This window comes from Martinezella lusitana, from assembly GCF_016901135.1.
In the GTDB taxonomy this organism is placed as follows: domain Bacteria; phylum Pseudomonadota; class Alphaproteobacteria; order Rhizobiales; family Rhizobiaceae; genus Rhizobium; species Rhizobium lusitanum_D.
In genome coordinates, this window is record NZ_JAFEVL010000045.1 from 735198 (window position 1) to 760471 (window position 25274).

Consider the following 25274-nt stretch of genomic DNA (forward strand, 5'->3'; position numbering starts at 1 on the left):
TCTCCTCCCTATGCTACGTGTTGCGGCGCGTTATGGGCGTCATTCGGATTGATATTCGGCGGGCGGGCGCTTTCGCTGAAAGCAAGCGCCATCACGTCCTGTTCGCTGGCGCCGCGTCCGAGTTCGCCGACCGAGCGTCCCTCGCGCATGACGATGATGCGATCGGCGACGCCGAGCACCTCGGGCAATTCGCTCGATACCATCAGGATGGCCGCGCCCTGCCGTTTCAGCTCGGCGATAAGGTGGTGCAGCTCGGACTTGGCGCCGACGTCGACGCCGCGCGTCGGCTCGTCGAGCAGGATGATCTGCGGCTTCGTCGCCAGCCACTTGCCGATGACGACCTTCTGCTGGTTGCCGCCGGAAAGCTCGATCGTCCTCTTATCCGGCTGCGCCGGCCGCACGCCGAGGGAGGCGATCAATTCGCCCGCCAGTCGACTGATCCGGCGCGGCGACAGCAGGCCGAAGCGGCTGTTGCCGCGTATCCAGGCGAGCGAGAGATTGTCGCGGATGGACATGGTGCCGACGAAGCCTTCGAGGTGCCGGTCTTCCGGAATGTAGACGATGCCGGCACGGTTCGCCGCTTTGATGTCGCCGCCGGATTGGCCCTTGCCGAAGATCTCGATGGATCCGCCATGCAGCGTTTCCAAACCGGCAATCAGCCGCAACACTTCGGAGCGGCCGCTGCCCATCAGCCCGGCGATGGCAACGATCTCGCCGCGATGGACGCAGAGCGAGGCGGATTTCAGCAGCTTGCCGTTCGAGGCATCCAGCACCTCCACCGCTTTTTCGCGAATATCGGCCTTGAGATAGGGGAAGATGTCGCCGAGATCGCGGCCGACCATCATGGAGACGATCTCCGCTTCGTTTGTTTGTCGCGTCTGCCGTTCGCCGATGAACTTGCCGTCGCGCAACACGACCACGCGGTCACACTGGCTGAAGATCTCCTCCATCTTGTGCGAGATGTAGAGAATGCCCGCCCCAAGTTGCCTAAGCTTGGCGATCAGCTCGTAGAGATGATCTCGCTCGCGATTGGAAAGCGCGCTCGTCGGCTCGTCCATGATGAAGAGCCAGGCGTCGGAGAGGACGGCGCGGGCGATCTCCACCATCTGCTGGCGGCCGACGGAGAGAGACCGCAGTTCGGCATCGATGTCGATATCGAGCGACAGCTCCCGCATGATCGCGGCGGCCTCGCGGCGCATGCGGCCGCGGTCCAGCAAGCCGAAGCGCGTGTGCGGCTCGCGACCGACGAAAAGGTTCTCGGCGACCGTCAGATCCGGCGAAAGGCTGAAATGCTGATGGATGACGCTGATGCCCTCGGCATCGCTCGGCGCATGAAAATCGACCAGGCGGCCGTCGATGGCGATCTCGCCTTCATCAGATCGATAGACGCCGGAAATGCACTTCACCAGCGTCGATTTGCCGGCACCGTTCTCGCCGGCGAGTGCTACGACCTCGCCCGACGATATGGCGAACGAAACGCCGTCCAATGCCTTGACGCCGGGGAATGACTTGCCGAGGGCGCGCAACTCTATGCGCCGACCCGCAGGCGCTTTCGCCACCCCATTCTGCGGCGGTGCGATTTTTGTCGCCTGGCTTTTGCGCCGGCCGGTTTTGACGAATGCAGTGATGCTCTCCGGCTGGCTGGCCAGCACCGCGACGAGAATGAGGGCGCCGGTGATATAGTAGATGACGATCTGCGGCACCTGCAGGAACGAAAGCCCGGTGTTGATCACGCCGAGAAGCAATGCCCCGATCGCGGTGCCCCAGATGGAGCCTTGCCCGCCCGAAAGCTTGGTGCCGCCGACGATCGCTGCGGTGATAGCGGTGAATTCGAGGCCGGTGCCGGCAAGCGGCTGGGCCGAGCCGAGACGGCCGATCGTCAGGATGGCACCAAGCCCGGCGGTGGCTCCGGCGATGAGATAGACCGAGATGCGCACGAGGCCGACCGGCACCATGGAGGCCCGCGCCGCATCGGCATTGCCGCCGACGGCATAGATCCAGCGGCCATAGACGGTGCGGGCAAGGACGAACCACCAGGCAAGCAGGCAGACAGCGGCAACGATGACGGCGGCCGGAATGGGACCGAGGCTTTCGCGCCCGGCATAGAGAATGACGGGATTGTCGATCGCGATGCTCGACGCGCCCGAAAGGCTCAGCGAAAGCCCTCGTGCGAAGGCCATGGTCGCAAGCGTCGCAATGAAAGGAGAGATACCGGCAAAGCCGATCAGCACGCCGTTCAGCAGGCCGATGACGGCACCGGCCAGGATCGCCGTCAGCAGTGTTGCCGCAGCCGAACCGGTCGATGCATAGACGAGACCGGCGGCCACACCGGAAAAGGCCAGCGTGCTGCCGACGGAGATATCGATGCCGCGGGCAATGATGACGGCCGTCATGGCGAAGGCGACGAGTGCGATGACGGCGCTCTGCTGGGCGATGCTGACGAAGTTGCCCGTCGTCAGAAAGCGTGGGTCGATCCAGCCGAACACGATGACGGCGATGATAAGGACGATGACAAGAACCGGCTCGTTGCGACGGAGCAGGGATGAAATCCGGTTTTGAAGCATGGTCGGCCGCCTCTCGAACACAATGCGCATCGCCCGGAGGGGCGAGGATTCAGGATGTTCATGGAGTGGGGACCGCCGGCACGGATGCGCACCGGCAGCCCTGCGTCGGACTTATTTCCCGACGGTCATTGCCGAGGTCGGAACCTTCGGTCCAAGCTGCTCTGTATAGTTCTTGGCTTCCACCGCTTCCTTGTCGGTGTTGATATGCTCGAAATTGAGGCCGGCCTTCTTCAGTTTCTCCGCCGTCGCGTCCGACGTCACGAAATAGGTCGGCATAAAGAGATCGTTCGGCATTTTCTCGCCGTTGGCAAGACGTGCGGCGACCGCAATGTTCCAGTAGCCGACGCGATAGGCGCCGGTGAGCACATCCATGACCATCTTGCCATTGTCGATCATGTCCTTCATTTCGGCGTCGCCGTCATAGCCGCCATAGATCAGGTTGACGTTCATCGAGCTGGCAACGGAATCGGCGGCAAGGCAAAGGCTATCGGAAATGCAGGCGATGGCTTTAAGGTCCGGATAGGTCGTCAGCCATGTCTGCGCGGCGTTGGTTGCCTTGGCGGCATCCCATCCGGTCGGCTCGATGCCGACGATCTTGATCTTCGGAAACTCCTTCTTCATCGTTTCGACGAAGCCCTTCTCGCGCGTGTCGGAAACGAAGTTGCCGCGGGAGCCGACAAGCAAGGCGACCTCGCCTTCGCCGCCGAGCGATGTGCCGACGGCGCGGGCGACCATCGACATATTGTCATAGTCGGGATAGAGCGTCGAATAGTTGCCGCCGGCCTCGACCTTGTTGCCCATGGTGATGACCGGGATGCCGGCAGCGAGCGCCTTCTTGATGGCGGGAACGACGGCATTCTTGTCGATCGGGTCGATCAGAATGGCGCTAACGCCCTGATTGACGAAATTCTCGATGATGCCGACCTGCTTTTCCAGGCTGCCTTCAGCGCTCTGCCAGGTGGCCTTGACGCCATAGTCCTTGCTGGCGACATCGCCGGCTTCCTTCATGCGGACGAAGAACGAGTTTTGCAGGTCGATCGCTGCCAGGCCAAGAACCTTGTCCTTGGCGATCGATGGTGTTGCCAGCGCAAGCGCGAGCAGGGCGACGGATGCTTTCAGAAGTGTGCGCATGTTTCAGTTCTCCTCTGCCTTGAAGGCTTTTCGTGATCATGGCGGGCGATTGTCTCGCCTCTTCTTCACATTCCGCCCGTCAGGCATTCGTCCCCAGTGACGCGTCCTGTCGGTGACTATGGCGCTTTGCGCTCATTCTTATACAGCACTTTCTAAAAGTGCCAGAATTATTCAACCTTTACGCGTTAAAACCATCGACTCCCGAACCACAGACGAGGCCGGCGATGCGGGCTCCGGGTGGCGGCACGAGAGCTCCTGACATGACCGCGGCCAATGAGGCCGCGCCGCTCAAATCCGCAGCGATACCGAACTCGAACCATAGCAATGCAGCAGCACGTTGCATGGCATCGTCGTCGACCAGAACGATATCATCGACATTGCGCCGTGCGATCTCGTAGATGCTCTCGTCCGTTCGGCCGCAGGCCATCGTTGCGACCCTGGTGGTGACTTCGGCAAGGCGCACGACCCGGCCGGCATCGAAGCAGGCGCGCAGCGTTGGCGAGCCCACGGGCTCGACGCCGATGATCCGCGCTTTCGGATTGAGCGTCTTGATGACTTGGGACATGCCGGCGATCAGGCCGCCGCCGCCGATGGCGACGATGTAGAGATCGGCCTCGGGCAATTGTTCCACCATCTCCAAAGCCACCGTTCCCTGGCCCGAGACGATGGCCTCGTCCGCAAAGGGATGCATGCAGAATGCGCCTTGCTGTTCGGCAAAGGCAAGGGCGGCCTCTTGTGCCTCGTCCCATATATTGCCGGCACGGCGAACGTCCGCGCCCCAGCGACGAAGCTTCTGTTCCTTGATTGGACTGGCATTGCTCGGCAGAAAGATCGTTGCCGGAACGCCGGACTGATGCGCCATGTAGGCGGTGGCGAGACCATGATTGCCGCCGGAGGCGGCCACCAGGCCCCGCTGAATTCGCTCAGGCGGCAGCGACCTTACGCGATTTGCCGCGCCGCGGATCTTGAAGGAGCCGCTGACCTGCAGGCATTCGAGCTTCAGGTGGAAATCGTTGCGCAGATCGAAGCCGGCGCAATGTTCAAGCTTGATCGTCGGCGTGCTGCGCACGAAGGGGGCGATGCGGCCAGCGGCGGCCTTGATATCCTCATAGCTCATTGCTCAACGCCTCCGGATATTCGTTGGCAAGCACGAAACAGCAATTGCCGGGGCGAACCCGGCCGGGCTGACGCTTGGCGAAAACGATACCATCGATCGGATGATGGAGGATAACAGGTTCCCGGGCCGGCGAGCGCAGGAAATGGATTCGACCTGCGATCTCGCCCTTCTTGACGACGGAGCCGAGCTCGGTGATCGGCTCGAACACGCCGTCCTCGTCGGAAAGTATATAGCCCTCCGTGCCCGGCACCTTCAGTACCCGGGCATTGGCGCCCGCCGGCACATCCGGCGCGCCTTTCAGCACGCCGGCATGCTTAAGGACGTTGCGGATGCCACGTCGGCAGATAGCGAGCGCTTCCTGGCTGACGAGGCCGCCGCCGGCCATCTCGCTGCCGATGACGATCAGGCCCTGCTGGTTGGCTGCAGCAGTCGACGTACGGGTGTCGCCGAGATTGTCGATCATGACGACGGTCGGTGCGCCGAAGGCGAGGGTGGCCCTGATGTTGCGCCGATGCCCCTCCGTCGTCGGAGACGGCTCGATGATGGCGCTTGGGAGGATCATCAGCGACGATCCGCCCGAATGCAGATCGAGGAAATAGTCGGCGATGGGGAAGAGACAATCATTGACATAGGCGGCGATCTGGCTTGTCAGCGTGCCGTTGAAATCGCCGGGAAAGCTACGGTTGAAATTGAGCCCATCGATGGGTGACGTGCGCTGCCCGGCCTCGACGGCGCGTACGTTGATGGCCGGGATCGCGATGATGCGTCCGGTCACGTCGGCCGGATCGATTTCGCGCAGCAATTCGCCGAGCGCGATCGGCCCTTCATATTCATCGCCATGGTTACCCGCTTCGATCAGCACTGTCGGCCCGGTCCCGTTCTTGACGACGGCGATCGGCACCTGAACGACACCCCAGGCATCGTCATGCGGCGATTGCGGCACGCTGAAATAGCCGATCTGCTTGCCGAGGCGATCGAGATCGACTGATGTGAAGATGCTGTTGCGACGCGGTGTCAGCGGCTTTCGCTCCGAGGTGCCCGATTTTACCACACTGAAATTTGTCATGCTGTCCACTCATATATCTTGCTGAAGGCATCATGGCGGTTTTATATATGGTGTCAAGTTTGAATATGAAACGAATGACAAGCGCTCCGGCAATTCTTATGGTTGATGTCCCATGGAGGATTCGGTTCATGAGCAATGGTTCCAATGAAGGCGGCAAGCTTTCCTACTCGGCTCCAGCCTTGACGAAGGGGTTGGAAGTCCTGGAACTGCTTGCCGAGGCCGACACGTCCCTGACGATGAAGGCGATCGCCGACGGCCTGGGCCGTTCGAAGAATGAGATCTTTCGCATGCTCGTTGCCCTGCAGGAACGCGGATACATAGAGCGGGATGCCGAGACGGATGCCTTTTCGCTGACGGACCGGCTTTTCAAGCTCGGGCTGCATACGCCGAGTACCCAGGACCTGATGACGGCGGCGATGCCGGAGCTGTCCACGATCGCCCTGGAAAGCCAGCAGTCGCCCCATCTCGTTGTCATCAGCCACGGGCTGACGGTCGTCACCGCTGCCGTGCCCGGCGGCGAGGACATGTCGTTCACGCTGAGGCTGGGTTACGGTCGCCTCGCAACGGATTCGACCTCCGGCCAGGTGATCCTTGCCTTCCAATCACCCACGACGGCAAAACGGATCATCGATGAATGCCAGGGGCGCTCAGCCGCACCGATCGACCGTAAGGCACTGGACAAGCAGCTGGCGGCAATACACCGGAGAGGCTACGAGCTGCATAACAGCCGTGACTTCGTCGGCATTACGGATATTTGCTGCCCCATCATCGGTGCCGATGGCAATGCCATCGCGTCGATTATCATCGCCTATATCAATCGTCATACGCGGGAAAGCCGCCACGCGGCGACGCTCAGCGTCCTGCAGGCCGCCTGCGACCGCATCTCCGCGCGGCTCTCGCCGCGTCTGCGCTCGCCCAAGGAGATGGGTACGGGCAGTTGATGCATATCGAGGTATGTCGCGTCGGTCATATCACGCGATAGGCCATACAGAGGATCGATCGGATGAGTGCCGCTGCAGGACATGATCGCATCGAACCGCAAGAGGTTGCGAGCCTGTTGAGCGCCATGGTGTCGATCCCCAGCGTCAATCCCGACTTCTGTCAGCCGAGTTTGCCGGCGGACTGGTTCGGTGAGGCAAAGCTGGCCACGTTCATCGCCGATTGGCTGAGCCGCGAGGGGATCGAGGTCGCGATGGAGGAGGTTCTGCCTGGGCGCCCGAATGTCGTTGCCCACCTGCACGGCGGGCCGGGAGCGCCGTCGATGATCTGGGAAGGGCATACCGATACGGTTCAGGTGGAGGGCATGGCGTCGCCCTTCCAGCCGCGCATCGAGGGCACGAAGCTCTATGGCCGAGGTTCCGTCGACGACAAGGGATGCCTCGCCATGTTCATGCTGGCAATGCGGGCGCTGAAAAGGCGCGGCTGCGGCTGCGATCTCACCTTCGTTGCCGCGATCGATGAAGAGATGACCTTCAGAGGCGTTCAGCACCATGTGCGTGCTCACCAGCCGTATGATCTCGGCGTTGCAGGCGAGCCGACCAGCCTTGCCGTCGTCCGCGCCTGCAAAGGGGTCATTCGCTGGGTCATCGATGTGCGGGGGCGGGCAGGGCACGCGTCAAAGCCTGAGGACAGCATCGACGCCTTGGCCGTTGCCGCCGATCTCCTGCGCCATCTTCGCGATTATATGCGCGCGACCGATCGAACGCATCCGCTGCTGGGCCGCCGCAGCCTGACCTGCACCCTGATGCAGGCGGGCGAAGGGGCAAACACGGTGCCGGGCCATGCTTCGTTGACCTTTGATTTCCGTAGTCTGCCTGATCAGACCGGGGATGAGGCCTGGCAGGAAATCGCTGATGTGGTGAACGCCTTTGCGCGGGGTCATGCCGCGGGCGCCGATATTCTTATGCAGGCTCCGTTCGTCGATTCCGTGTCGATGGAAGTGCCGCAGGATGCGCGCATCGTCCGGGAGCTGTCCGCCATTCTGGCGGAGGCTGGCTTGCCTCATCAGGCTATCGGCGTGCCGTTCGGCTCGGATGCTTCCAAGCTTACACGCGCGGGAACGCCGACTGTGATCTTCGGTCCCGGCCGGATCGAACAGGCTCATGCCGCTGACGAGCACGTCGACATGGAGGAGGTCGCGCGCGGTGCCGAGATCCTCGCTTTGCTGGCAAGCCGGCTCTAGCGGCGCCTAGCCCTTGACTGCGCCTGAGGTCATCGAGCCGGAGAGCTGCCGATACATCACGATACCGAGCAGCGCCGGCGGCAATGCGCCGAGGATCATGACGGCCGATGCCATGCCCCACTGCACGCCGCCGCCGCTGGCGGCAAAGAAGAAGGAGGCACCGACCGTCATCGGCACGGCGCGGCTGGTCGTCAGCATCAACCCGAAGAGAAACTCGTTCCAGGCGGTGATGAAACCGAAGATGAAGGTGGTCACAAGCGTCGGGCGGATCACCGGGCGAATGATACGGATCATGATGTCGAAGACGCTTGCCCCATCGACGGTCGCGGCTTCGTCGAGCTCCACCGGCACGTCAGAAATCGCGTTGACGAGCATGACCAGAGCCAGCGGAATGTTGACGATCGTGAAGATGAGACCCAGGCCGATCTGCGTGTCGAGCAGGCCGAGCCATTGATACATCATATAGAGCGGGATCGCGAAGACGATCAGGGGCACGGCGCGAAGGTTGATGACGAGCGGAAGCAAGAGTTTTTGGCCGATCTCGCTGCGCGCGATCACATAGGCCGCCGGGAAGGCGAGCAGGATCGCAAGGGTCGTGCCGATGAGGGCTGCCGCGGTGCTGTTGGCAAGATAGAGGAAGATGTTGAAGCGCTCTGTTTCCGTCAGCACCTTCAGATAGTTGTCGAAGGTTGGTTGCTCGATCCATAGGCCGGGGTTGCTGGCGATCTCGCGCGTCGTCTTGAACGAGGTGATGAGAGTGACGAGGACGGGGAAGTTCATGGCAAGAACCATGACGCCATAGACGATCCAGCGCAGCGACTTCAACATCCTACTTGTTCCTTCGGGCGCTCAGCCAGTTCAAACCGTAGAGGACCAGCAGCGAGGTGATGAACAGCACGACGGAGGCTGCCACCGCCTTGCCGATGGCGCCCTCCTTGAAGAAGGCCTGGTAGATGTAGATCGAAAGCGACGTGGTCGATCCGCCGGCGCCGCTGCCGGTCAATGCATAGACGTTGTCGAAAACGCGGAAGCCGTCGATGAAGCGGATGAAGAAGGCGACCGTCAGTGTCGGAAGCATCAGCGGCAGGTCGATGCGCCACAGCCGCTGCAGGCCCGTGGCGCCGTCGAGAGCGGCCGCCTCGTGCACGTCCTCGGGGATGGCGATATAGGCGACGTAAAAAAGCAGGAAGGCGAACGGTGTCCATTGCAGCACTTCGATCACGATGAGCGTGCGAAAGGCATTCGCATAATCGAGAAAGGCCGGGCTGTCGCCGAACCATTCGAACAGGTAATAGGGCACCGGTCCGGCGAACTCATGCAGGACGAGGCGGTACATCAGGCCGACCATGGCGGGCGCGACCATCAGCGGCAGCATCAGGGGCGCCATCAGCACCGGCCGCGCCGACAGGAGCGGCTTCAGGAAAATCGCCAGGAAAAGGCCGAGCAGGCACTCCGAAACCGCGGTGATGATGCCGAAGCGCAGCGAGAACCACACCGATTGCCAAAATGCCGCGTCCGTCAGGGCCGCGACATAGTTGCCGAAGCCACTGATCTCAGGACTACGCAGCGTCTCGAATGAGACCGTCGAGACGGAATAAAGAAGATTGAGAAGTGCCGGAAAGCCGAGGAACAGCAGAAGAAACCCGACAAGCGGTGCCAGGTAGAGCCTGCCTTCGGCGCGTTTTACGAGAGCCATATTGTTAGCCGCAGCGGTCGGATGCCGTAGAGCCGGCATCCGACCTTTGTCCTTATTTTTTCAACAGATCCTGCATGCCTGCCTTGGTATGGGCAAGCGCATCCTCAAGGCTCTGCTGGCCGGACCAGTAGCCGGTGAATTCCTTGGCCTGCAATTCGTAGACCGAAAGCGCCTTGGCGGAGGTGGCGCCCGTCATGACGTAGCCGTATTTGCTGGCAAATTCGCCGAGCTTGACCAGATCAGGACGTTCCTTGGCCACCTTGGCGACGACATCGGGCGTCAGGGCAGGGGAACCACCGGCACGGGCATAGGCAAGCGCGGCCTCCTCGGAGGACAGCCATTTGAGAAACTTGATGGCGCCTTCTTTGTTCTTGGCGTTCTTGTTCAGGCCGAGGCCGAGACCGTGGATATGGTCGGCGCGTCCATTCGGTCCGGCCGGCGGCGCGACAATGCCGGTGACATCGGCGACGACAGGCGATTTCTTTGCGTCGGTGAGTTCAGCCGCGGCGGCATTCCATTGCAGCGCGGTCGCTGCCTGCCCGGAGCTATAGGCGGCATTGGTCTCGGCATATTCATAGCTCAGCGAATCCTTCGGCGAAGCGCCGGCGTCATAGAGCGTCTTGTAGAGCGTGAGGCCGGTCTTATAGGCATCGGAATCAACAGTGACGTTGCCGCTCGCATCCGTCCAGTCACCGCCATAGGCGCGCGGCAGGGATTGGAACACCATCATGTTGAAGAGGAGGTTCTTCATCTGCAGCACGGTGCCGTAGCGCACCGGGCTTTGGCGGTTCACCTGCTTGCTGAAATAGAGTGCGGTCGCCGCCCAGTCATCCCACGTCCAATCGTCAGGCTGCTTGGGCGCAAGCTCCTTGCCGAGATACTTCTTCGAAATCTCGGCATATTTGGCCTTGGCATCGGGGTCGGCGATGAGCGCGTCGATCAGATCCTTGCGGTAGTACATGAAGTGCAGCGAGAGGTCCGTCGGCACGCCATATTGCTTGTCGTCGAACTGCATCGTCTTCAACACGGCGTCGCCGAAAACCTTCGATGCGTCGGCGTTGAGTTCGATCGGCTCCATGTAGGGCGCATAACGGCCGATCGAATAGGTCGCCACGAGATTGACGTCGAAGGCGTTCGAGCCGGCGGCCATATCGGCCTGCAGCTTGTCGAAGAAGCCGTCGCGGTTGAAGAACAGAAGTTCGATCTTGTCGGCATCCGCCGCCGTCTTGTTGTAAAGATCGGTGGTGGCGCGCAGTGCCGCTTCCTCCGAACCACCAGGCCAGCCGAGCACGACCACTTTGGCGTTGGCAAGACCCGGCAGCGCCGTCGCCGATAGCATCAAGGCGAGCACTGCAGACGATATGTATTTGAATTTCATCATTGTTCCCTTTCCTTTATCGTTGTTTGTTGAATTGCGTTGGATCCGCCTATCCGTTGCGGCTGGCAAGATCTGCCGCGCCGATGATGCCGGCGCGTGGGCCGAGGCTTGCGGCGACCAGATGCGGCGCGAGCTGCGGCGGCAGCGCCACGAGATGCGCGCTGATGGCGTCGAGATAGCCGGCTGCCAGGCCGATGCCGCCGCCGATGACGATGCGTTTCGGGGCAAACATCATCTGAATGTCGCGGCACAGGAGTGCTACCCGCAGCGCCGACTGCGCGACGATCGCCTGCGCCCAGGCCGCGCCGTTGCGAGCCTGCTCGAAGATCTCGGGCGCCTCGGCCTGATGTCCGTTACGAGCGGCCTCAATTGCCATCCAGCGACCGGAAGCGACATCCTCGAGTGGAGCTTCGCCGAGCGTCGGGCTGCGAAGCAGGCCGAAATGGCCGGCAAGACCGAGCAGCGGGCTTCCGTTGATGACGACACCGCCGCCGATGCCGGTGGATATGGTCAGGAACACCGTATCCTCGTTGCCTCCGGCGCCGAACCTATGCTCGCCCCAGGCCGCGGCCTGGGCATCGTTGACGGCAAAGGCGGGTTTGCCGAACAGTTTGCTTGCCTGCGCGACGAGCGGGTAGCCGTCGGGGATCGCGAGCGTTGCGGGATTGAGCGCCGACCAGCGCCCTTCGTCGATAAGGCCGGTTACGGCAATACCGACACGCTCGTATTGGCCGCTCCAATGCCTGGCCTGTTCGGCGATGCCAGCCAGCCAATCGTCGGGACCCGCTTCCCGGCTGGTGGCAATGGTTGCCTCGGCCAACACCTCTGCGCCACGCACCAAAGCCGCGAGCGTCTTGGTGCCGCCGATATCGATCGCAAGCGTTGCCGCGTCGCGTTGCGAGAAGGCCGCCGAAACGGCGTCGTGGAACCATGAGGTCACGTGCTCGGTGCGCGTAATCGCCGATCCGACGACGACAGCACAAGCGCCGGCGCGAACGGCGTCGGCGGCCTGTTGCGGGGTGCGGATGCGACCTTCGGCAATGACATAGGGTGTCAGCTGTCGCATGGCTGCGATCAGCGCGATATCCGGCTCCTCCGGTTCAGGGCCGCCGACATAACCCGACATGGTCGATCCGACGAAATCAGCGCCGGCCGCCAGCGCCCGTTTCGCATCGTCCAGGCAGGAGCAATCGGCCATGGAGAGCAGGCCCCTGGCCTCGATGGCCGCCAGAAGTGCCTCGATCGTCGCCGGCCGGCCCCGATCCGTGGCATCGAAGGCGATGATGTCGGCGCCGGCATCGGCCAGCGCCTCGACATCGGCGATAAAGGGTGTGATGCGCACCGGGCTGTCATCGAGATCGCGCTTGACGATGCCGATGATGGGCGCGTCGACGGCTGATCTGACTGCGGCGACATAGGCTGATGATTCGATGCGCAGGGCTCGCGCGCCAGCTGCGAGTGCCGCGCGCGCAAAGCCGACCACGAAAACGGCTTCGTCCATCGCGCCATCAGGCACGGGCTGGCAGGAGACGATGAGGCTTAGATTGAGATCTTCCTTGCGCATTCGGCACCCCTTTCGGAGTGTCACGATAGAGCAAGGTCACCAGAAAGCAACCGGTTTTAAACTGGTATTATCTCTGAAGCTCGAAGACGAAGTCGTAGACCTCGCCCTTGTAGCGCGTCTCGCAATATTCGACGATCTCGCCATCGGCGAGAAAGCAGCGGCGCTCCGTCGTCAGGATCGGTGCGCCCGGCTCGCAGCGCAGATGCTGGGCATCTTCAGGAGAAGCTGCCCGCGCCCGCATTCTCTGGACGGCGCGCCGGGGCAGAAAGCCGCGCTGGGCAAGAGCTTCGTATAGGGAATCGCCGACGGTCGAAGGTGAGGGGAGAAAGCGTACGGGCACAGCCGCATGTTCGACGGCAATCGGTGCGCCATCGGCGGTCCGCACCCTGCGCATGCGCAGGACTTGCGAATTTGCGGAAATGCCGAGCGCCATCATTTCAGCCGGGGAAGGTCGAGTTAACTGCTTGGAAAGCCAGATGCATCCCGGCTCCATTCCGCGCGCCCGCAGATCCTCGGAGAAGCTGGTCAGCGTGGAAAGCGATTTTTCGACCCGGGACCCGATTTCGCTGCGTGCGCCTTGCCGCCGGCTCAGCATGCCCTCCTCTTCCAGCATTGCGAGTGCCTTGCGGACTGTCACGCGCGACAGCGACAGGGCTTCGGCGAGCGACCGTTCACCCGGTAGAGCCGAGCCGGACTTGAAGGCGTGGTCGCGAATGGCGGTTTCTATAGCCGTCTTGAGCTGCTTGTAGAGCGGCATCCCCGGCGCGCCGGCGGCGAACTCTTTCCTGACCAGGTCGATGATATCAGTCGCCAAGGCAAACCTTCCCTTCGATCGCACGACTAGGAGCGAATTTCCTCCTGTCCGATACTGGTATTATACTGTACGGCTTTTCGCGATCTGTCGAGGGAGGAGAAGAATGATACGGACGCCAGGTGGGCCGCAATGAGCTGCTCTATGGTCTTTGCGGCGCTATTGCTCGACGCGCAGTCCGCGCCACGATGCCCGCTCTGCCGGCGCTCTGCAATTGCCCTTTTTGAGCGGCATGAGGGATGGCCGCCTTATTGCCTTGGCCCGCCCTTAACCACCGAAGAATCGCGTCAAAACCGGGTTGAGCCGCACGTTTGAACTCGGGGCTCATTTCCGCATCCATGCCGCAAAGCGTTGCGATTTCCTGCCAGTCCACTCTTCCTGCCCGCAGCGGAGGACGCGACTGGAAGACGACAAGCCCGATCATGAAGCCCTTGAGGTTTTCAAAGCTGCGGGGCTGCAGCAAAGGCGCGAGCCTCAAGTCGCAGAAATCCGAGATCTTGCGTTGGAAAACATCAGAGGCAGAGCTTTTCTTTACGGGCATTATTCATTCCTTGCATGCGACCTCGTCCAAAGGCCGGGGTGTGCGCGCTAAAGCACGGAAGTTAATGAAACGCAAACAACCGACCGCTTAGCCGCTTTCAATTCTACGATGCGCTGGTAATTGGCAACTCTGGCGATGAGCTGATCCTGATCGGACATCGCAGCTCTCGCACGGGATCAAGGGCAGATCATGGCGCCATCGGTTTATTTCGGTTGCGGTCGATCAAAACCATGAAGAAACTGTAACTTGCCTCCCATGCCATTGGGAGCGACATTTGCCTCGCGCCGGATTGATGAGGTGAAACACATGTCAGTCCTGGAAATATTAGTGAGACGCCGGATGCAGGAAGAATATGCCAAGGGCACATCCCCCGAGCGGATTACCCGGCTCCTGCAGGAGTTCTTCAACGGGGTGGAAGCCTCCCAAGCAGATGCTGCCCCGCGTGGGTCTTCCGGCAATCGATAGCAATCAACGCATGGAATGAAAATGGCCGGCCCTCGACGTCTTTTCCCGAGAGCCGGCCCTTTTGTGGATCGAGCAGGTTCCCGAAGGTGCTGCCTCCTATTGCGCGCCGTTCGAACCGGACAGGCTTTCGATTGCCGTCAGGATCTTGTATGCGGCCTTGACGCGTTCCGGGATCGGATAGTTCTTGTTCGCCAGCAGGACGATTCCAACCTGCCTAGCGGGAATGAAGGCCGCATAGTCGCCAAAACCGTTGGTCGAGCCGGTCTTGTTAAGCAAGATATCCTTGCGCGGCTGTTGTGGCGGCACGAGCCGGGTTATCTTATGTGGCTTCAGCGCCATGTCAGATGAATTGCCTGAAAGTAGCCGGGTGAGCGTCGTCGGATAGGTGTAGATCTCCCAGCCCAGCGCCTGTGTCGTGTTTCCCACGGTGTAATAGCCGATATGGGTCGCGGCGACCGCGCGCTGAAGGGTGTCGTCAAGCCGGGAGCTGTCCATATTGGCCTCGAGAACGCTGATCATGTCAGCCGAAGTGGTCTTTACGCCATAGGCTTGCGTGTCCAGAACGCCTGGTGTCACCCGGATCGGCTTGTTCTGCTTCGAATAGCCGTAGGCATAATTGCCCATCTCGCCCGGCGGGACGCGGACGTAGGTATGATTGAGGCCGAGACCAGCGAAGATCTTTTCCTGCATCAGCGTATCGAATGGCTCGCCCATGGCTGCGGCGGCCAGATAGCCGAACAGGCCGATGCTGGGGTTGGAATAGAGCCGATGGGTGCCCGGCGCATAGGAAGGGTGCCAGTTGCGATAATAGGCGATCATCTTGTCCTGATCGGCCACATCGTCGGGAAACTGCAGCGGCAGGCCGCCTGTCGTGTATGTGCCGAGATCAAGGAGGCTGATCTTGTCGAAGCTACTGCCGGAAAGTGCAGGAAGATACTTGGTTGCCTTGTCGGAGAGCGACAGCTTTCCGCTGACCTGGGCATAGGATGCAAGGACGGCGGTGAAGGTCTTGCTGATCGAGCCGAGCTCGAAGATCGTGTCGTTTGAGACCTTCTGTCCGGTCTCCTTCGAGGCCACGCCATAGTTGAGGAAGTAATGCTTGCCCTTGACCGTGATCGCGACGGCCATTCCCGGGACATCGTTTTCCGTCATGGCCGGGCGGATAGCTTCACTGACGGCCCGTTCCAGCCGATCCGGATCATTGCCGTCGGCGGCGTGAGCGTTGACACCATAGAAAAGGCAGCTGGCGATCATGCCGAGTTTCGGTAGCGAGATGGAATGCATGTGCAAGATAAGGTCCTCATATTGGTGACAGGCCGCGCAGACGATTGCGGCCTGAGGTCATGGATCCGGGATTGGTGAGCTCGGTCGGGGTTGCTGTCGGTGCCTGCATGGAGGTCATTTGCCCCTGCAATCACCTCGCGACACGGACTATGGCGTCGCATCCTGCCCTAGACAAACGATCAATTCTGGGCTTAGGCATGAGAAAAACTTGGGCTTAGGACACAATGGACATTTCACAGCTGCCGCTGAACGCCCTGCGCGTCTTCGAAGCTTCGGCGCGGCATTGCAGCTTCACGCGGGCCGGCCTCGAGCTTCGGGTGACGCAGACGGCCGTCAGCCATCAGGTCAAGGCGCTGGAGGATGTGCTGGGGGTGACGCTGTTCAAGCGGCTTCCGCGCGGCCTGGCGTTGACCGACGAAGGTCACGCATTGTTGCCTGTGCTGACCGACGCGTTTCGCCGCATGAGCGTCACCTTGCGCCAGCTCGAGGAAGGCAATTTCGACGAGATCCTCACGGTCGGCGTGGTCGGCACCTTTGCGATCGGCTGGCTTTTGCCTCGGCTGAGCTCGTTCAAGGCTCGGCATCCGCATGTCGATCTGCGCCTGAAGACCAACAACAATCGTGCCGACATGGTGCTCGATGGGCTCGATTTCTTCCTGCGTTTCGGCGATGGCGCCTGGCATGGAACCGAGGCGATCCATCTGATGGATGCGCCGCTGTCGGCGGTCTGCACACCCTCGATCGGCGAACGTTTGCGCACGCCGGCCGACCTTGCCGATGTCGAGCTGCTGCGCTCCTACCGGATCGATGAGTGGGCTCTCTGGTTCAGGGCGGCAGGCCTGACGCCGCCCAATCTTCGCGGCTGGATGTTCGATTCTTCGTTGACACTGGTAGAGGCTGCCGCCCGCGGTGTCGGCGTCGCGCTCGTCCCCGTCGCCATGTTCTCGCATGAGATCGAGGCCGGCAGGATCGTACAGCCGTTCCGGATCACCGCTGTCACCGGGAGCTATTGGCTGACGCGGCTCAAATCACGAGCGGAAACGGCATCGATGAAGGCGTTTCGCCAATGGCTGATTGCCGAGATCGAGGATCTGCCGTCATAGGATTGGACTTGCCCTGCCTTTTCGGGTCCGGCTTAGTGGCGTCGCTCTTATTCGCGGCCCTATGTCGGGCCACGATATTTCGCTTTGGCCGATGAAGTCTACGGCGATCAGCTCTTTGCCCATTGGGCGACGGCATCCCTGGCAAAGGTGCTGTAGGAGCGCGGCGCACGACCAAGCAGCTTGGTGAGACGGGCAATGTCGTCCGCCGTGGCGACCGCGCCATCCGTCTGGTAGCGGCCGAACATCAGGCGCAGGTCGAGAGCATGCCAGGCGGGCAGCATCGTCTTCATACGCTGCTCCATCGTGACAAGATCATCGCCGCCATAGCGGATGGCGCGGCCGAGCGCTTCGCTCCAGATGGTGGCAATGTTCTCGCCCGTCAAACTGTCCGGACCGGCGAGCGTATAGGTCTCGCGGCCGAGCGGTGCGGAAGCTTGCTCCCGGCGGATTAGTTCGAGCGCAGCTGCCTCGCCGATATCGCGAATGTCGACCATCGAGATGCCCTTCGACCCCACGGGTACGCCGTAGGCACCGACATTCAGCAACAGATCCCTCTGGCGAAGGTCGTTCTGGATGAAATAGGCCGGGCGGAGGATCGTAGCCGGGAGATCGAGAGCCTCGATCATCCGCTCGACCGTGTGTTTGCCGGCGAAATGCGGCACGTCCGCATAGGCCTCGCCCTTGAACACCGAAAGATAGACGATGCCCTTGATGCCCGCTTCGTGGGCGACGGTAAGCGCAAGCATCGCCTGGGTCAGTTCGTCGGCGACGTTCGGGGCGAGCAGGAACAATGTGCTGACGTCTTTCAGCGCGGCGCGCAATGAATCCGGGTCAGCGAGATCGCCGCGGACTGCTGTCACGCCGGACGGAAGCTGTGCCGCCTCAGGCGAGCGCGTCAGGGCGCGGACATCGACATCGTGACCCTGCAGGTGGGCCAGGACCTGGGACCCGATGGTCCCCGTGCTGCCGGTAATCAGAATAGCCATTTTTAAAAACTCCTCAAGATGTTGTGGGAGACCCGATGTCTCGAGAAGAAAGATAGCCGTTCCAATTTCTATTTGGAGATGCCAGTATCAAGACAGGTCGTCTCAATTATGGAACACGAGAATGGATCTGCAGGCTTTGTCCGATTTCAACCTTGTGGCTGCCCATGGCGGGTTCGGTCGCGCCAGCCGCGTCACCGGAAGGCCGAAAGCAACGCTGTCGCGGCGGGTCGCCGAGCTCGAGCAGAGCCTCGGAGTCAGACTGATCGAACGCGGATCGCAGAGCCTGCGCCTAACTGACGAGGGACGGGCGCTCCACGAGCGCACCGATGGGCTGCTATCGGAAATCACTGAGGCCGGCGAGGCTGTTGTCCTCGGGGCCTCGACCCCGAAGGGCCGTCTGCGTGTCAGCGCGCCCGTGGTCTTCGCCCATGTCGCGCTCGGTCGCATCGGCGCGCGTTTTGCCCTGGCCTATCCCGAGGTTCAGCTCGAGATCGTCGCCGAAGATCGCAAGGTCGACCCGGTCGAAGATGGCTACGACCTGATCATCCGCATCGATCCGGCACCGGACGAACGGCTCGTCGGTCGACGCTTCCTCAACGACGAACGCCTGATCGTGGCGCCACCGGGTATGCGGCGCCCCACTCGCACGACAGAGGGCGAAGAGCTTGCCGTGAAGGCCGTATTGCTCAGTGCGTCCTCGCAAACCGCCGTCTGGCGACTTGGCTCCGGCACAGAGCCAGACGTGGTGCTGAAACCAGAGCCTGTCCTTCGTCTTTCGTCGCTCTTGATGGTTCGCGATGCCGTTTTGGCGGGAGCCGGCGTGGCTTTGCTGCCGAAGCTTCTTGTCGCCGACGATATTGCGGCGGGCCGGCTCGCCTATTGGGGAACCCTCAGCGGCCCGCCCGTGGAAATCTGGGCACTCCAAAGCTCGCGCCGTCTGATCGGCGCCAAGGTCCGTGCGTTCCTGGATGTGCTGGAGAAGGCTTTTCCGGAGAGGGTGTTTACCCCAGCGCCATGATTCAACGCCAGCCGAGAGCGGGTGCGACGTGGGTGAGGATCGCCTCGATCACGTGCGCGTTGTATTCAACACCGAGCTGGTTGGGGACGGTCAAAAGCAGGGTGTCGGCCTCCGCGATGGCTTCGTCCGTCGCGAGTTCCTTGATCAGCTGATCCGGTTCGGCGGCATAGCTGCGTCCGAAGATTGCGCGTGTCTTGTCGTCGATGAAGCCGATCTGGTCCGCGTCCTTGCCACTGCTGCCGAAATAGGCGCGGTCGAGATCGTTGACCAGTGCGAAGATGCTGCGGCTCACCGAGACCCGCGGCTCGCGCTTGTGGCCGGCCTCCTTCCAGGCTTCGCGGTAGACCCTGATCTGATCGGCCTGCTGGACATGGAATGGCAACCCGCTCTCATCGTTTTTGAGCGTCGAGCTTTGCAGGTTCATGCCGCGCTTTGCCGCCCAAAGGGCGGTCGCGTTCGAGCTCGCGCCCCACCAGATCCGTTCGCGCAAACCCTCCGAATGCGGTTCAAGACGCAGCAGGCCGGGCGGGTTGGGAAACATCGGTCGGGGATTGGGTTGCGCAAATCCTTCGCCGCGCAGGATGTCGAGCAGCACGTCCGCGTGCCGCCGGCCCATGTCGGCGTCGCTCTCGCCCTCGGCCGGTTCGTAACCGAAATGGCGCCATCCATCGATCACCTGTTCGGGTGAGCCGCGGCTGATGCCGAGCTGCAGCCGGCCTCCGGCGATCAGATCGGCCGCGCCTGCATCCTCGGCCATGTAGAACGGGTTCTCGTAGCGCATGTCGATGACGGCGGTGCCGATCTCGATGCGGCTGGTTTTGGCGCCGGCGGCCGCCAGCAGCGGAAATGGCGAAGCGAGCTGGCGGGCAAAATGATGCACGCGAAAATAGGCGCCGTCCGCGCCAAGCTGTTCAGCAGCGACGGCGAGATCGATGGATTGCAGGAGCGTATCGGATGCCGAACGCGTTTGCGATTGGGGCGAGGGTGTCCAGTGGCCGAATGAAAGAAATCCGATCTTCTTCATGGTCCCGCTCCGCAACGTTTGGTTCGCTCAGCTTTGCTTCATGACATGATTTCGGCTGTCGATACAAGCGGAGCGAAGGTATCTTGCCTGCGCGAGCCGCGTCCTCGGTATCAAACAATTGGGCCCGCCGTTTCCGGCGGGCCCAAGGGAGGCCGATGCAGCCGCCGCGCCTGCGGCCTCCAGCTGAAGATCGTTATTTCGCTGGCTGGATCGAGCCGACGATACCGAGCACTTCCTTTTCGTGCTTGGCCTGGTCTTCCTTGGAGCCCCAATAGGTGAGCACGAGGATCTTGTTCGGCGCAGGCGAAAGGACGCCGAGATTGATGTTGACGGCTCCGTCTGCATCGGTGCCCTGCCAGTTCAGAACAGACAGCTTCATGCCATTGATTTCGTTGCTGTCGTCATCCTTGCGGGTGCTGGCGTCGATCTTGACGCCGTTCTTGTCGAGGAAATCGATGGCATCGCCGATGACCTTCTCGACATTGTCGCCGCTGGCGACATCGAGAGCAAAGTAGATGGCGGCATCAGGCGAATTGGCGTCGATGCCGGATTCGGTTTCCTGCGGCTTCCAGCTGTCGGGGATGGTGACGCTGGCAACAGGCGCTTCGCTCGGGAATGCGAGCGTCTTGGCATTGGCGAGCATTGGAAAGGCTGCGAGCGCAGCGGCAATGAGCAGTATCTTTTTCATGGGGCTTCCATTCTGTCTTTGAGTTTTAGGGCATGGATCAATCTCAGCGGATGCGTGAGGTTGGCATGGTTTTCGGCAGTGCGGAGACGGCCGGAAAAGAGGATGATTGGTGTAATCAGCTGGCCGAAGCGATCTCGAAATCCTGATCGAACGAACTCGTCTTTCCCGAGGTCATGTCATAAAGCGTGTAGTGAAGCTTGTATTTGCCGGCCGGTGCACCGTTGACGTTCAAGGTCATGTCGAGCTTGAACTCCAGATTCTGCTTGTGGCTTTGAAGGGCGCTGTCCAAGAAGCCCTTCTTGCTCCACACGACCTCGCCGCTGGCGTCGATAATGTCGAGGTCGGCAACGAGGTGGAGTTCATAGAGATTGTTGGGAAGCTGCTTCCAGCCATAGCCGATCGGTTCGGCATAGCTGAAGATAGGTTCGCCGGGCTTGAAAACGTTTGAGTCACGTTTCTTGTAAACCCCGTAACCGGTCGAAGGTTCGGTCACGAAGGTGACGTCCTGTTGTGAGAACGGCACCTTGGCCCAGGCTTCGATTACTGCCTTTTGTGCAGTTGCCAAATCTGCCAGGGGATCGGCATGGGCAACAGCAACAAAAGATATTGCAAATATCAATGCAAGCACTTGCCGCATCGCACTCTCCAATTGGTCCAACGATGATTGATGTCGGGAAGCGCCGGAAAACGGGTAAAGCCATCATGGCTCTCATCGTCCAATTCCGAGGCGTGATCGACTTGCACCAAACGGGACGATTGGTGCCGGCCGCCTCCCGCCTGCGTTATTCGTGGATGGTATAGGTACCGAGCTCGCACAGGTTCTGGGTATCGGTCGTCGTGTCGAGGTCCGAGCCTTCCTCGAATTCGAACTTCATGTCGTACTTGCAGACGGCCCGACCGTCGCCGATGGTGATCTCGATGCTCTCGCCGGGGTTCAGCACCTGCTTGCCGAAGACATCGTCTTCCCAATTGTTGACGCCGACGGGCGAGGAGTAGAAATTGGTGAGAACGGACTTGGTGCCGTTCTTGAGCGTGAAGGTCAGGTCTTCGGCGCTTGCGATGCCTGCAAGGCAAAAGAATGCCGCCGACGCCGCCAGTGCGAAGCGAAGTTTCGTCATCGAATTGATCCTTCGGTGAAAGATGGGTCGCGTATATTTTTAAGCGTTTCAGTGCCTAGGAGCTATACATATTGCGCGCAATGCTCGGCCCATTTTTGGGCTGAAACGCAACCCCGGATCGAGGCATGATATCGGTCTGTCGCTCGGCGACAAATTGGTTCCCGAAGCAGCGATGGGCTATGATCTGAAAGAGGCCACGTCGAAACGCGGCACCGCCACGAGTTACTCCTACTCGCTGTCTGGCATTACGTCCGCGCTGAAGCGAATAGAGACCTGCAATTAAGAGTGGGCCGCGGCATGCGACCCGAAGTGGAGACCTCGCTATCGAGTGGGGTCTCGTTCAGCGCAAGCTGATGCCCGCCATCAAGGCAGGAGGCTGCGCTGCAAGCTTTGGCGCTGCGCCTCCTGAGCGGCCTTGAGATGGGCCTTGGTATACATCAGGGCATGCTCGGCAAGGTCGCGGCCATCGTCCCAAAGGTTGCGCCAGATGCCGAGGATGCCTTCGAGAGGCTGGCCGACGACACGCGAGGAGAAGGATTCGAAGGTGATCGGGCCTTTATAGCCGGAGCGGACAAGGGCGCGGAAAACGCCGGCAAGATCGATCGTGCCCGAGCCCATGTAGCCGCGATGGGAATCGCCCGTATGGAAATATCCGAGATAGTCGCCTGTCTCGAGAATGGCGGCCTGAATATCCGATTCCTCGATATTCATGTGGTACACGTCCAGATGTACCTTCACATTTGGCATGCCGATGCGCTTGCACATCTCGACGGCCTGGGCAGCGGTGTTCAGCACGTTGGATTCGTAGCGGTTCACCACTTCGAGGACGAGCGTGATGTTGCTTCTCGCCGCCGTCTCGGCCACCTGACGCAGGATATCGACCGATTGCGCGACGCCTGCGGCCGTGGTCGGCTCGGAATATTTGCCGAAGGCCGAATGCAGGATGCCGCCGATATATTCGCCGCCGCAATCGCGGCAGACGGCGATGGCTTGTTCGAGCTTTTCCTTGCCGCGCCGTCCCTTCTCCTTGTCGCCGCTCGAAATGTCGCTGTCGAAATCGAGGCCGAGCGAGAAGTTGATGCCGATGCCGTTCTTTTCCAGCTGTCGACGGGTAAACTCCGGATCGATCAGGCTCGGATCCAGCGCCGGCGCCTCGATGAAATCGTAGCCCACCTCTGCACTACTGGCGATTGCGCGGGCGCATTCCTCCTTGCTCCAGCCGGCTTCCCATACCAGCGCGTGAACTCCCAGCTTGTTCATGATCTTCCTCCCGGTTTCGTGGATGCAAAATGAATTGCTGCAGTGCGGAAGACATGAATCGTTTTATACTTGAAATCGTTCATGTTGACACCGCACTTACGCAGGTATAGCTTAGAATAAATCGTTTCACCAGAGTTTTCATATTATCATTGGCGAGGGCGCAATGGGGGAGGGCGAGATGTCGAGACAGCAAAGCCCTTCCATCAAGATGGTGGCCGACAGGGCCGGCGTTTCGGTCGCGACGGTCTCGAACGTCCTCAACGGCAAGCCAACGGTTTCTCCGGATTTTGCCCGGCGCGTGAATGATGCAGTGCGCGAGCTTGGTTACGTCGTCGATCTCAGCGCGTCGCGGCTGCGCTCGCGCAAGGCGCAGCTCGCCGGCGTCGTTGTGCCAGATCTTACCAATCCGATGTTCGCCTCCTTCGTTTCCACGCTGGAGCATCTGGCGCGCCTCGCAGACTACGATCTGGTCGTCGTATCAGCGCGCAACAATGCGGAGGAGGAGGCCGACCGGCTGCGCAAGATTCGCGCCTGGCGCCCAGCCGGCCTGATCGTCATTCCCTGCGACGGCGCCTTTGCCGAGCGCCTGCCGGATGGCTTCTTTGCGCCCGTCGTCCTTGCCGACCGCATACCCGACGCCGCGGGCTTCGATCTCATCGCCGTCGACAACGGGCCGTCGGCCGGTGCCGTCGCTGCGCATCTTGATCAACAGGGCTATGAGGATTGCCTCGTCGTCGGCACCAGTCTTTTGATCAGCAATATACGCGAGCGCTGGGAGGGTGTATGTGCATCAGTCAAGCGCATGCGGGTCGAGATGCTGGAAATCGGCATCGATGACGCCCATGGCGCACAGCTTCTGGAGGAGCGGCTGCGCCATCGCCCGCTGCCCGGCGCGCTGTTTTCGCTCGATCAGGGAACGACGCTTTTGACCTACTGCACCATGGCTGAGATCGGGCTTTCCGTGCCCGGCGATATCGCCTTTGCGAGCTTCGATGAGATGGAATGGATGCGGCTGGTGACGCCCGGGATCACGACCGTGCGTCAGCCTGTCGAGGAAATGGCCGAGCAGGCCTGGGCGCTGCTGTTGCGGCGCATGACCGGTTCTGCCGGCAAGCCGGTTACGCGGCGCTTGCGCTGCGCCGTCGAGATCCGTGGTTCGACACCGCGGAACCCGCTTGAGGAGGCGGGCAAACTGAAACTGGGAGGAAGAAAATGGAAATTACAAGACGAACCATACTCACCGGAATAGGTGGCGCCGTCGTTGTCGGCACCCTTGGCGGCACGATCGGCGTCGCCCAGGCTGCTGAACCGCAGCTCGGCGTCGTGGTCAAGATCGGCGGCATCCCGTGGTTCAATGCCATGGAAGTCGGCATCAAGAAGGCCGCGCCCGAATTCAAGACGAATGCCTGGATGGTCGGGCCGACACAGGCGGACGCTGCCCAGCAGGTCCGCGCCATCGAAGACCTGATTGCCCGCAAGGTCGCGGTCATCGGTATCGTGCCGAACGATTCCGCCGCGCTCGACCCCGTTCTCGGCCGCGCGCGGGCCGCGGGTATCAAGGTGCTGGCCCATGAAGGCCCGAGCCAGAAGGAAGCGGACTGGGACTTTGAGCTGACGACCATCGAAGGCTATGGTCAGGCGCATATGGACCTGATTGCCAAGGAGATGGGCGGGGAAGGCAAGTATATCGTCTATGTCGGCTCGCTGACCGTTCCGCTCCACAACGCCTGGGCCGATGCGGCGATTGCCTATCAGAAGCAGAAATACCCGAAGATGCAGATGCTCGGCGATCGCTTCGGCGTTGCCGAAAGCCTGGATGAAAGCATCAAGACGACCCAGGATCAGCTTCGTGCCAATCCGGATCTCAAGGGCATCCTGACCTTCGGTTCGCAGGGGCCGATCGGCGCGGCACGCGTCCTCGACGATCGAGAGAAAGCCAAGTCGATCGCGCTGGTTGGTGGCTTCTCGCCGGGGCAGGGCGTTAAATACGTCAAGTCGGGCACGATCCGCGGTGGTTTCATCTGGAATCCGATGACGGCGGGGGAGATTTTCGTTCAGCTCGCCTCCATCCTGGCGGCCGGCAAGGAGCCGACCGACAATATGGAGCTGACCGGCGTCGGCAAGGTGCGGGTCTATCCGGACAAGAAGCTCATTCAGGCGCAGAAGCTTGAATCCCTCGATAAGCAGAATATCGACCGGCTGGTTGCACTCGGTCTCTAGGCGTTCCTCCCGAGGGCCGGCGGTTGGCCTGAGTGCCGCCGCCGGCCAACCCAAACAA

The 25274-nt window shown here is 61.2% G+C and carries 23 protein-coding genes; 6 read left to right on the forward strand and 17 right to left on the reverse strand.

Going from position 1 to position 25274, the window contains the following annotated elements; all coding sequences use genetic code 11:
- Window positions 1–8: 8 nt before the first annotated feature.
- From JTP94_RS19260 to JTP94_RS19275, 4 genes are all read right to left on the reverse strand, one after another.
- Window positions 9–2564 carry an ATP-binding cassette domain-containing protein gene (locus JTP94_RS19260; protein WP_204852055.1) on the reverse strand — a complete coding sequence of 852 codons (2556 nt, stop codon included), beginning with the start codon at window positions 2562–2564 and terminating at the stop codon, window positions 9–11.
- Window positions 2565–2675: 111 nt separating this feature from the next.
- Window positions 2676–3695: a sugar ABC transporter substrate-binding protein gene (locus JTP94_RS19265; RefSeq protein WP_204852056.1), complete on the reverse strand. Its 1020-nt coding sequence runs from the start codon at window positions 3693–3695 to the stop codon at window positions 2676–2678.
- Between the two features lie 178 nt (window positions 3696–3873).
- The gene (locus tag JTP94_RS19270; RefSeq protein WP_204852057.1) at window positions 3874–4812 is read right to left on the reverse strand and encodes a threonine/serine dehydratase; all 939 of its coding nucleotides are present in this window, start codon (window positions 4810–4812) and stop codon (window positions 3874–3876) included.
- On the reverse strand, window positions 4802–5878 hold the full coding sequence (locus JTP94_RS19275) for a succinylglutamate desuccinylase/aspartoacylase family protein (RefSeq protein ID WP_204852058.1): 1077 nt from the start codon (window positions 5876–5878) through the stop codon (window positions 4802–4804). The genes JTP94_RS19270 and JTP94_RS19275 overlap by 11 nt, the downstream gene beginning before the upstream one ends.
- 128 nt (window positions 5879–6006) lie before the next feature.
- Here JTP94_RS19275 and JTP94_RS19280 point away from each other — a divergent pair, with 128 nt between their 5' ends.
- Both JTP94_RS19280 and JTP94_RS19285 read left to right on the forward strand, forming a co-directional pair.
- A complete protein-coding gene (locus JTP94_RS19280) occupies window positions 6007–6819 on the forward strand; it encodes an IclR family transcriptional regulator (RefSeq protein ID WP_204852059.1) in 813 nt (270 codons plus the stop codon).
- A gap of 62 nt (window positions 6820–6881) precedes the next feature.
- Complete coding sequence (locus tag JTP94_RS19285) at window positions 6882–8060, forward strand: M20 family metallopeptidase (RefSeq protein ID WP_204852060.1); 1179 nt, start codon at window positions 6882–6884, stop codon at window positions 8058–8060.
- 6 nt (window positions 8061–8066) lie between these two features.
- Here the strand turns inward: JTP94_RS19285 and JTP94_RS19290 are convergent, their stop codons facing one another.
- From JTP94_RS19290 to ampC, 7 genes are all read right to left on the reverse strand, one after another.
- Window positions 8067–8888 carry a carbohydrate ABC transporter permease gene (locus JTP94_RS19290; RefSeq protein ID WP_204852061.1) on the reverse strand — a complete coding sequence of 274 codons (822 nt, stop codon included), beginning with the start codon at window positions 8886–8888 and terminating at the stop codon, window positions 8067–8069.
- A gap of 1 nt (window position 8889) precedes the next feature.
- Window positions 8890–9756, reverse strand: a complete 867-nt coding sequence (locus JTP94_RS19295; RefSeq protein ID WP_204852062.1) for a carbohydrate ABC transporter permease — start codon at window positions 9754–9756, stop codon at window positions 8890–8892.
- Between the two features lie 52 nt (window positions 9757–9808).
- The gene (locus JTP94_RS19300) at window positions 9809–11134 is read right to left on the reverse strand and encodes an extracellular solute-binding protein (protein ID WP_204852337.1); all 1326 of its coding nucleotides are present in this window, start codon (window positions 11132–11134) and stop codon (window positions 9809–9811) included.
- Window positions 11135–11183: 49 nt separating this feature from the next.
- Window positions 11184–12698: a putative N-acetylmannosamine-6-phosphate 2-epimerase gene (locus tag JTP94_RS19305; protein ID WP_204852063.1), complete on the reverse strand. Its 1515-nt coding sequence runs from the start codon at window positions 12696–12698 to the stop codon at window positions 11184–11186.
- A gap of 67 nt (window positions 12699–12765) precedes the next feature.
- Window positions 12766–13455: a GntR family transcriptional regulator gene (locus JTP94_RS19310; protein ID WP_204852338.1), complete on the reverse strand. Its 690-nt coding sequence runs from the start codon at window positions 13453–13455 to the stop codon at window positions 12766–12768.
- Window positions 13456–13651: 196 nt separating this feature from the next.
- Window positions 13652–13972 carry a hypothetical protein gene (locus JTP94_RS19315; RefSeq protein ID WP_246755045.1) on the reverse strand — a complete coding sequence of 107 codons (321 nt, stop codon included), beginning with the start codon at window positions 13970–13972 and terminating at the stop codon, window positions 13652–13654.
- A 639-nt stretch (window positions 13973–14611) separates the two neighbouring features.
- Window positions 14612–15769: a class C beta-lactamase gene (gene ampC / locus JTP94_RS19320; RefSeq protein ID WP_409456618.1), complete on the reverse strand. Its 1158-nt coding sequence runs from the start codon at window positions 15767–15769 to the stop codon at window positions 14612–14614.
- A 254-nt stretch (window positions 15770–16023) separates the two neighbouring features.
- On the opposite strand from ampC, the gene JTP94_RS19325 reads away from it, so the two are divergent.
- Window positions 16024–16902, forward strand: coding sequence for a LysR family transcriptional regulator (locus tag JTP94_RS19325; RefSeq protein WP_204852065.1), 879 nt, complete (start codon window positions 16024–16026; stop codon window positions 16900–16902).
- A gap of 107 nt (window positions 16903–17009) precedes the next feature.
- On the opposite strand, the gene JTP94_RS19330 is transcribed toward JTP94_RS19325, so the two are convergent.
- Window positions 17010–17888, reverse strand: coding sequence for an NmrA/HSCARG family protein (locus JTP94_RS19330; protein ID WP_204852066.1), 879 nt, complete (start codon window positions 17886–17888; stop codon window positions 17010–17012).
- Between the two features lie 121 nt (window positions 17889–18009).
- Here JTP94_RS19330 and JTP94_RS19335 point away from each other — a divergent pair, with 121 nt between their 5' ends.
- Complete coding sequence (locus JTP94_RS19335) at window positions 18010–18906, forward strand: LysR family transcriptional regulator (RefSeq protein ID WP_204852067.1); 897 nt, start codon at window positions 18010–18012, stop codon at window positions 18904–18906.
- A 1-nt stretch (window position 18907) separates the two neighbouring features.
- Here the strand turns inward: JTP94_RS19335 and JTP94_RS19340 are convergent, their stop codons facing one another.
- The 5 genes from JTP94_RS19340 to JTP94_RS19360 form a co-directional block, all read right to left on the reverse strand.
- The gene (locus tag JTP94_RS19340; RefSeq protein ID WP_204852068.1) at window positions 18908–19930 is read right to left on the reverse strand and encodes an LLM class flavin-dependent oxidoreductase; all 1023 of its coding nucleotides are present in this window, start codon (window positions 19928–19930) and stop codon (window positions 18908–18910) included.
- 193 nt (window positions 19931–20123) lie between these two features.
- Window positions 20124–20618, reverse strand: coding sequence for a histidine kinase (locus JTP94_RS19345; RefSeq protein ID WP_204852069.1), 495 nt, complete (start codon window positions 20616–20618; stop codon window positions 20124–20126).
- 115 nt (window positions 20619–20733) lie between these two features.
- Window positions 20734–21255, reverse strand: a complete 522-nt coding sequence (locus JTP94_RS19350; RefSeq protein WP_204852070.1) for a hypothetical protein — start codon at window positions 21253–21255, stop codon at window positions 20734–20736.
- A 145-nt stretch (window positions 21256–21400) separates the two neighbouring features.
- A complete protein-coding gene (locus JTP94_RS19355) occupies window positions 21401–21736 on the reverse strand; it encodes a hypothetical protein (RefSeq protein ID WP_204852071.1) in 336 nt (111 codons plus the stop codon).
- Window positions 21737–22099: 363 nt separating this feature from the next.
- Window positions 22100–22996 (reverse strand): sugar phosphate isomerase/epimerase, encoded by an 897-nt coding sequence (locus JTP94_RS19360; RefSeq protein WP_204852072.1) that lies wholly within the window; start codon window positions 22994–22996, stop codon window positions 22100–22102.
- Window positions 22997–23174: 178 nt separating this feature from the next.
- On the opposite strand from JTP94_RS19360, the gene JTP94_RS19365 reads away from it, so the two are divergent.
- Window positions 23175–24245, forward strand: coding sequence for a LacI family DNA-binding transcriptional regulator (locus JTP94_RS19365; RefSeq protein ID WP_204852073.1), 1071 nt, complete (start codon window positions 23175–23177; stop codon window positions 24243–24245).
- Window positions 24209–25216 (forward strand): substrate-binding domain-containing protein, encoded by a 1008-nt coding sequence (locus tag JTP94_RS19370; RefSeq protein ID WP_034511182.1) that lies wholly within the window; start codon window positions 24209–24211, stop codon window positions 25214–25216. Before JTP94_RS19365 ends, JTP94_RS19370 begins: the two co-directional genes overlap by 37 nt.
- Window positions 25217–25274: the final 58 nt, after the last annotated feature.

Bases quoted from the DNA above. Each gene is read 5' to 3' on its own strand.
- JTP94_RS19260 (WP_204852055.1), bottom strand. From the start codon at position 2,564: ATGCTTCAAAACCGGATTTCATCCCTGCTCCGTCGCAACGAGCCGGTT.
- JTP94_RS19265 (WP_204852056.1), bottom strand. From the start codon at position 3,695: ATGCGCACACTTCTGAAAGCATCCGTCGCCCTGCTCGCGCTTGCGCTG.
- JTP94_RS19270 (WP_204852057.1), bottom strand. From the start codon at position 4,812: ATGAGCTATGAGGATATCAAGGCCGCCGCTGGCCGCATCGCCCCCTTC.
- JTP94_RS19275 (WP_204852058.1), bottom strand. From the start codon at position 5,878: ATGACAAATTTCAGTGTGGTAAAATCGGGCACCTCGGAGCGAAAGCCG.
- JTP94_RS19280 (WP_204852059.1), top strand. From the start codon at position 6,007: ATGAGCAATGGTTCCAATGAAGGCGGCAAGCTTTCCTACTCGGCTCCA.
- JTP94_RS19285 (WP_204852060.1), top strand. From the start codon at position 6,882: ATGAGTGCCGCTGCAGGACATGATCGCATCGAACCGCAAGAGGTTGCG.
- JTP94_RS19290 (WP_204852061.1), bottom strand. From the start codon at position 8,888: ATGTTGAAGTCGCTGCGCTGGATCGTCTATGGCGTCATGGTTCTTGCC.
- JTP94_RS19295 (WP_204852062.1), bottom strand. From the start codon at position 9,756: ATGGCTCTCGTAAAACGCGCCGAAGGCAGGCTCTACCTGGCACCGCTT.
- JTP94_RS19300 (WP_204852337.1), bottom strand. From the start codon at position 11,134: ATGAAATTCAAATACATATCGTCTGCAGTGCTCGCCTTGATGCTATCG.
- JTP94_RS19305 (WP_204852063.1), bottom strand. From the start codon at position 12,698: ATGCGCAAGGAAGATCTCAATCTAAGCCTCATCGTCTCCTGCCAGCCC.
- JTP94_RS19310 (WP_204852338.1), bottom strand. From the start codon at position 13,455: ATGCCGCTCTACAAGCAGCTCAAGACGGCTATAGAAACCGCCATTCGC.
- ampC (WP_409456618.1), bottom strand. From the start codon at position 15,769: ATGATCGCCAGCTGCCTTTTCTATGGTGTCAACGCTCACGCCGCCGAC.
- JTP94_RS19325 (WP_204852065.1), top strand. From the start codon at position 16,024: ATGGACATTTCACAGCTGCCGCTGAACGCCCTGCGCGTCTTCGAAGCT.
- JTP94_RS19330 (WP_204852066.1), bottom strand. From the start codon at position 17,888: ATGGCTATTCTGATTACCGGCAGCACGGGGACCATCGGGTCCCAGGTC.
- JTP94_RS19335 (WP_204852067.1), top strand. From the start codon at position 18,010: ATGGATCTGCAGGCTTTGTCCGATTTCAACCTTGTGGCTGCCCATGGC.
- JTP94_RS19340 (WP_204852068.1), bottom strand. From the start codon at position 19,930: ATGAAGAAGATCGGATTTCTTTCATTCGGCCACTGGACACCCTCGCCC.
- JTP94_RS19345 (WP_204852069.1), bottom strand. From the start codon at position 20,618: ATGAAAAAGATACTGCTCATTGCCGCTGCGCTCGCAGCCTTTCCAATG.
- JTP94_RS19350 (WP_204852070.1), bottom strand. From the start codon at position 21,255: ATGCGGCAAGTGCTTGCATTGATATTTGCAATATCTTTTGTTGCTGTT.
- JTP94_RS19355 (WP_204852071.1), bottom strand. From the start codon at position 21,736: ATGACGAAACTTCGCTTCGCACTGGCGGCGTCGGCGGCATTCTTTTGC.
- JTP94_RS19360 (WP_204852072.1), bottom strand. From the start codon at position 22,996: ATGAACAAGCTGGGAGTTCACGCGCTGGTATGGGAAGCCGGCTGGAGC.
- JTP94_RS19365 (WP_204852073.1), top strand. From the start codon at position 23,175: ATGTCGAGACAGCAAAGCCCTTCCATCAAGATGGTGGCCGACAGGGCC.
- JTP94_RS19370 (WP_034511182.1), top strand. From the start codon at position 24,209: ATGGAAATTACAAGACGAACCATACTCACCGGAATAGGTGGCGCCGTC.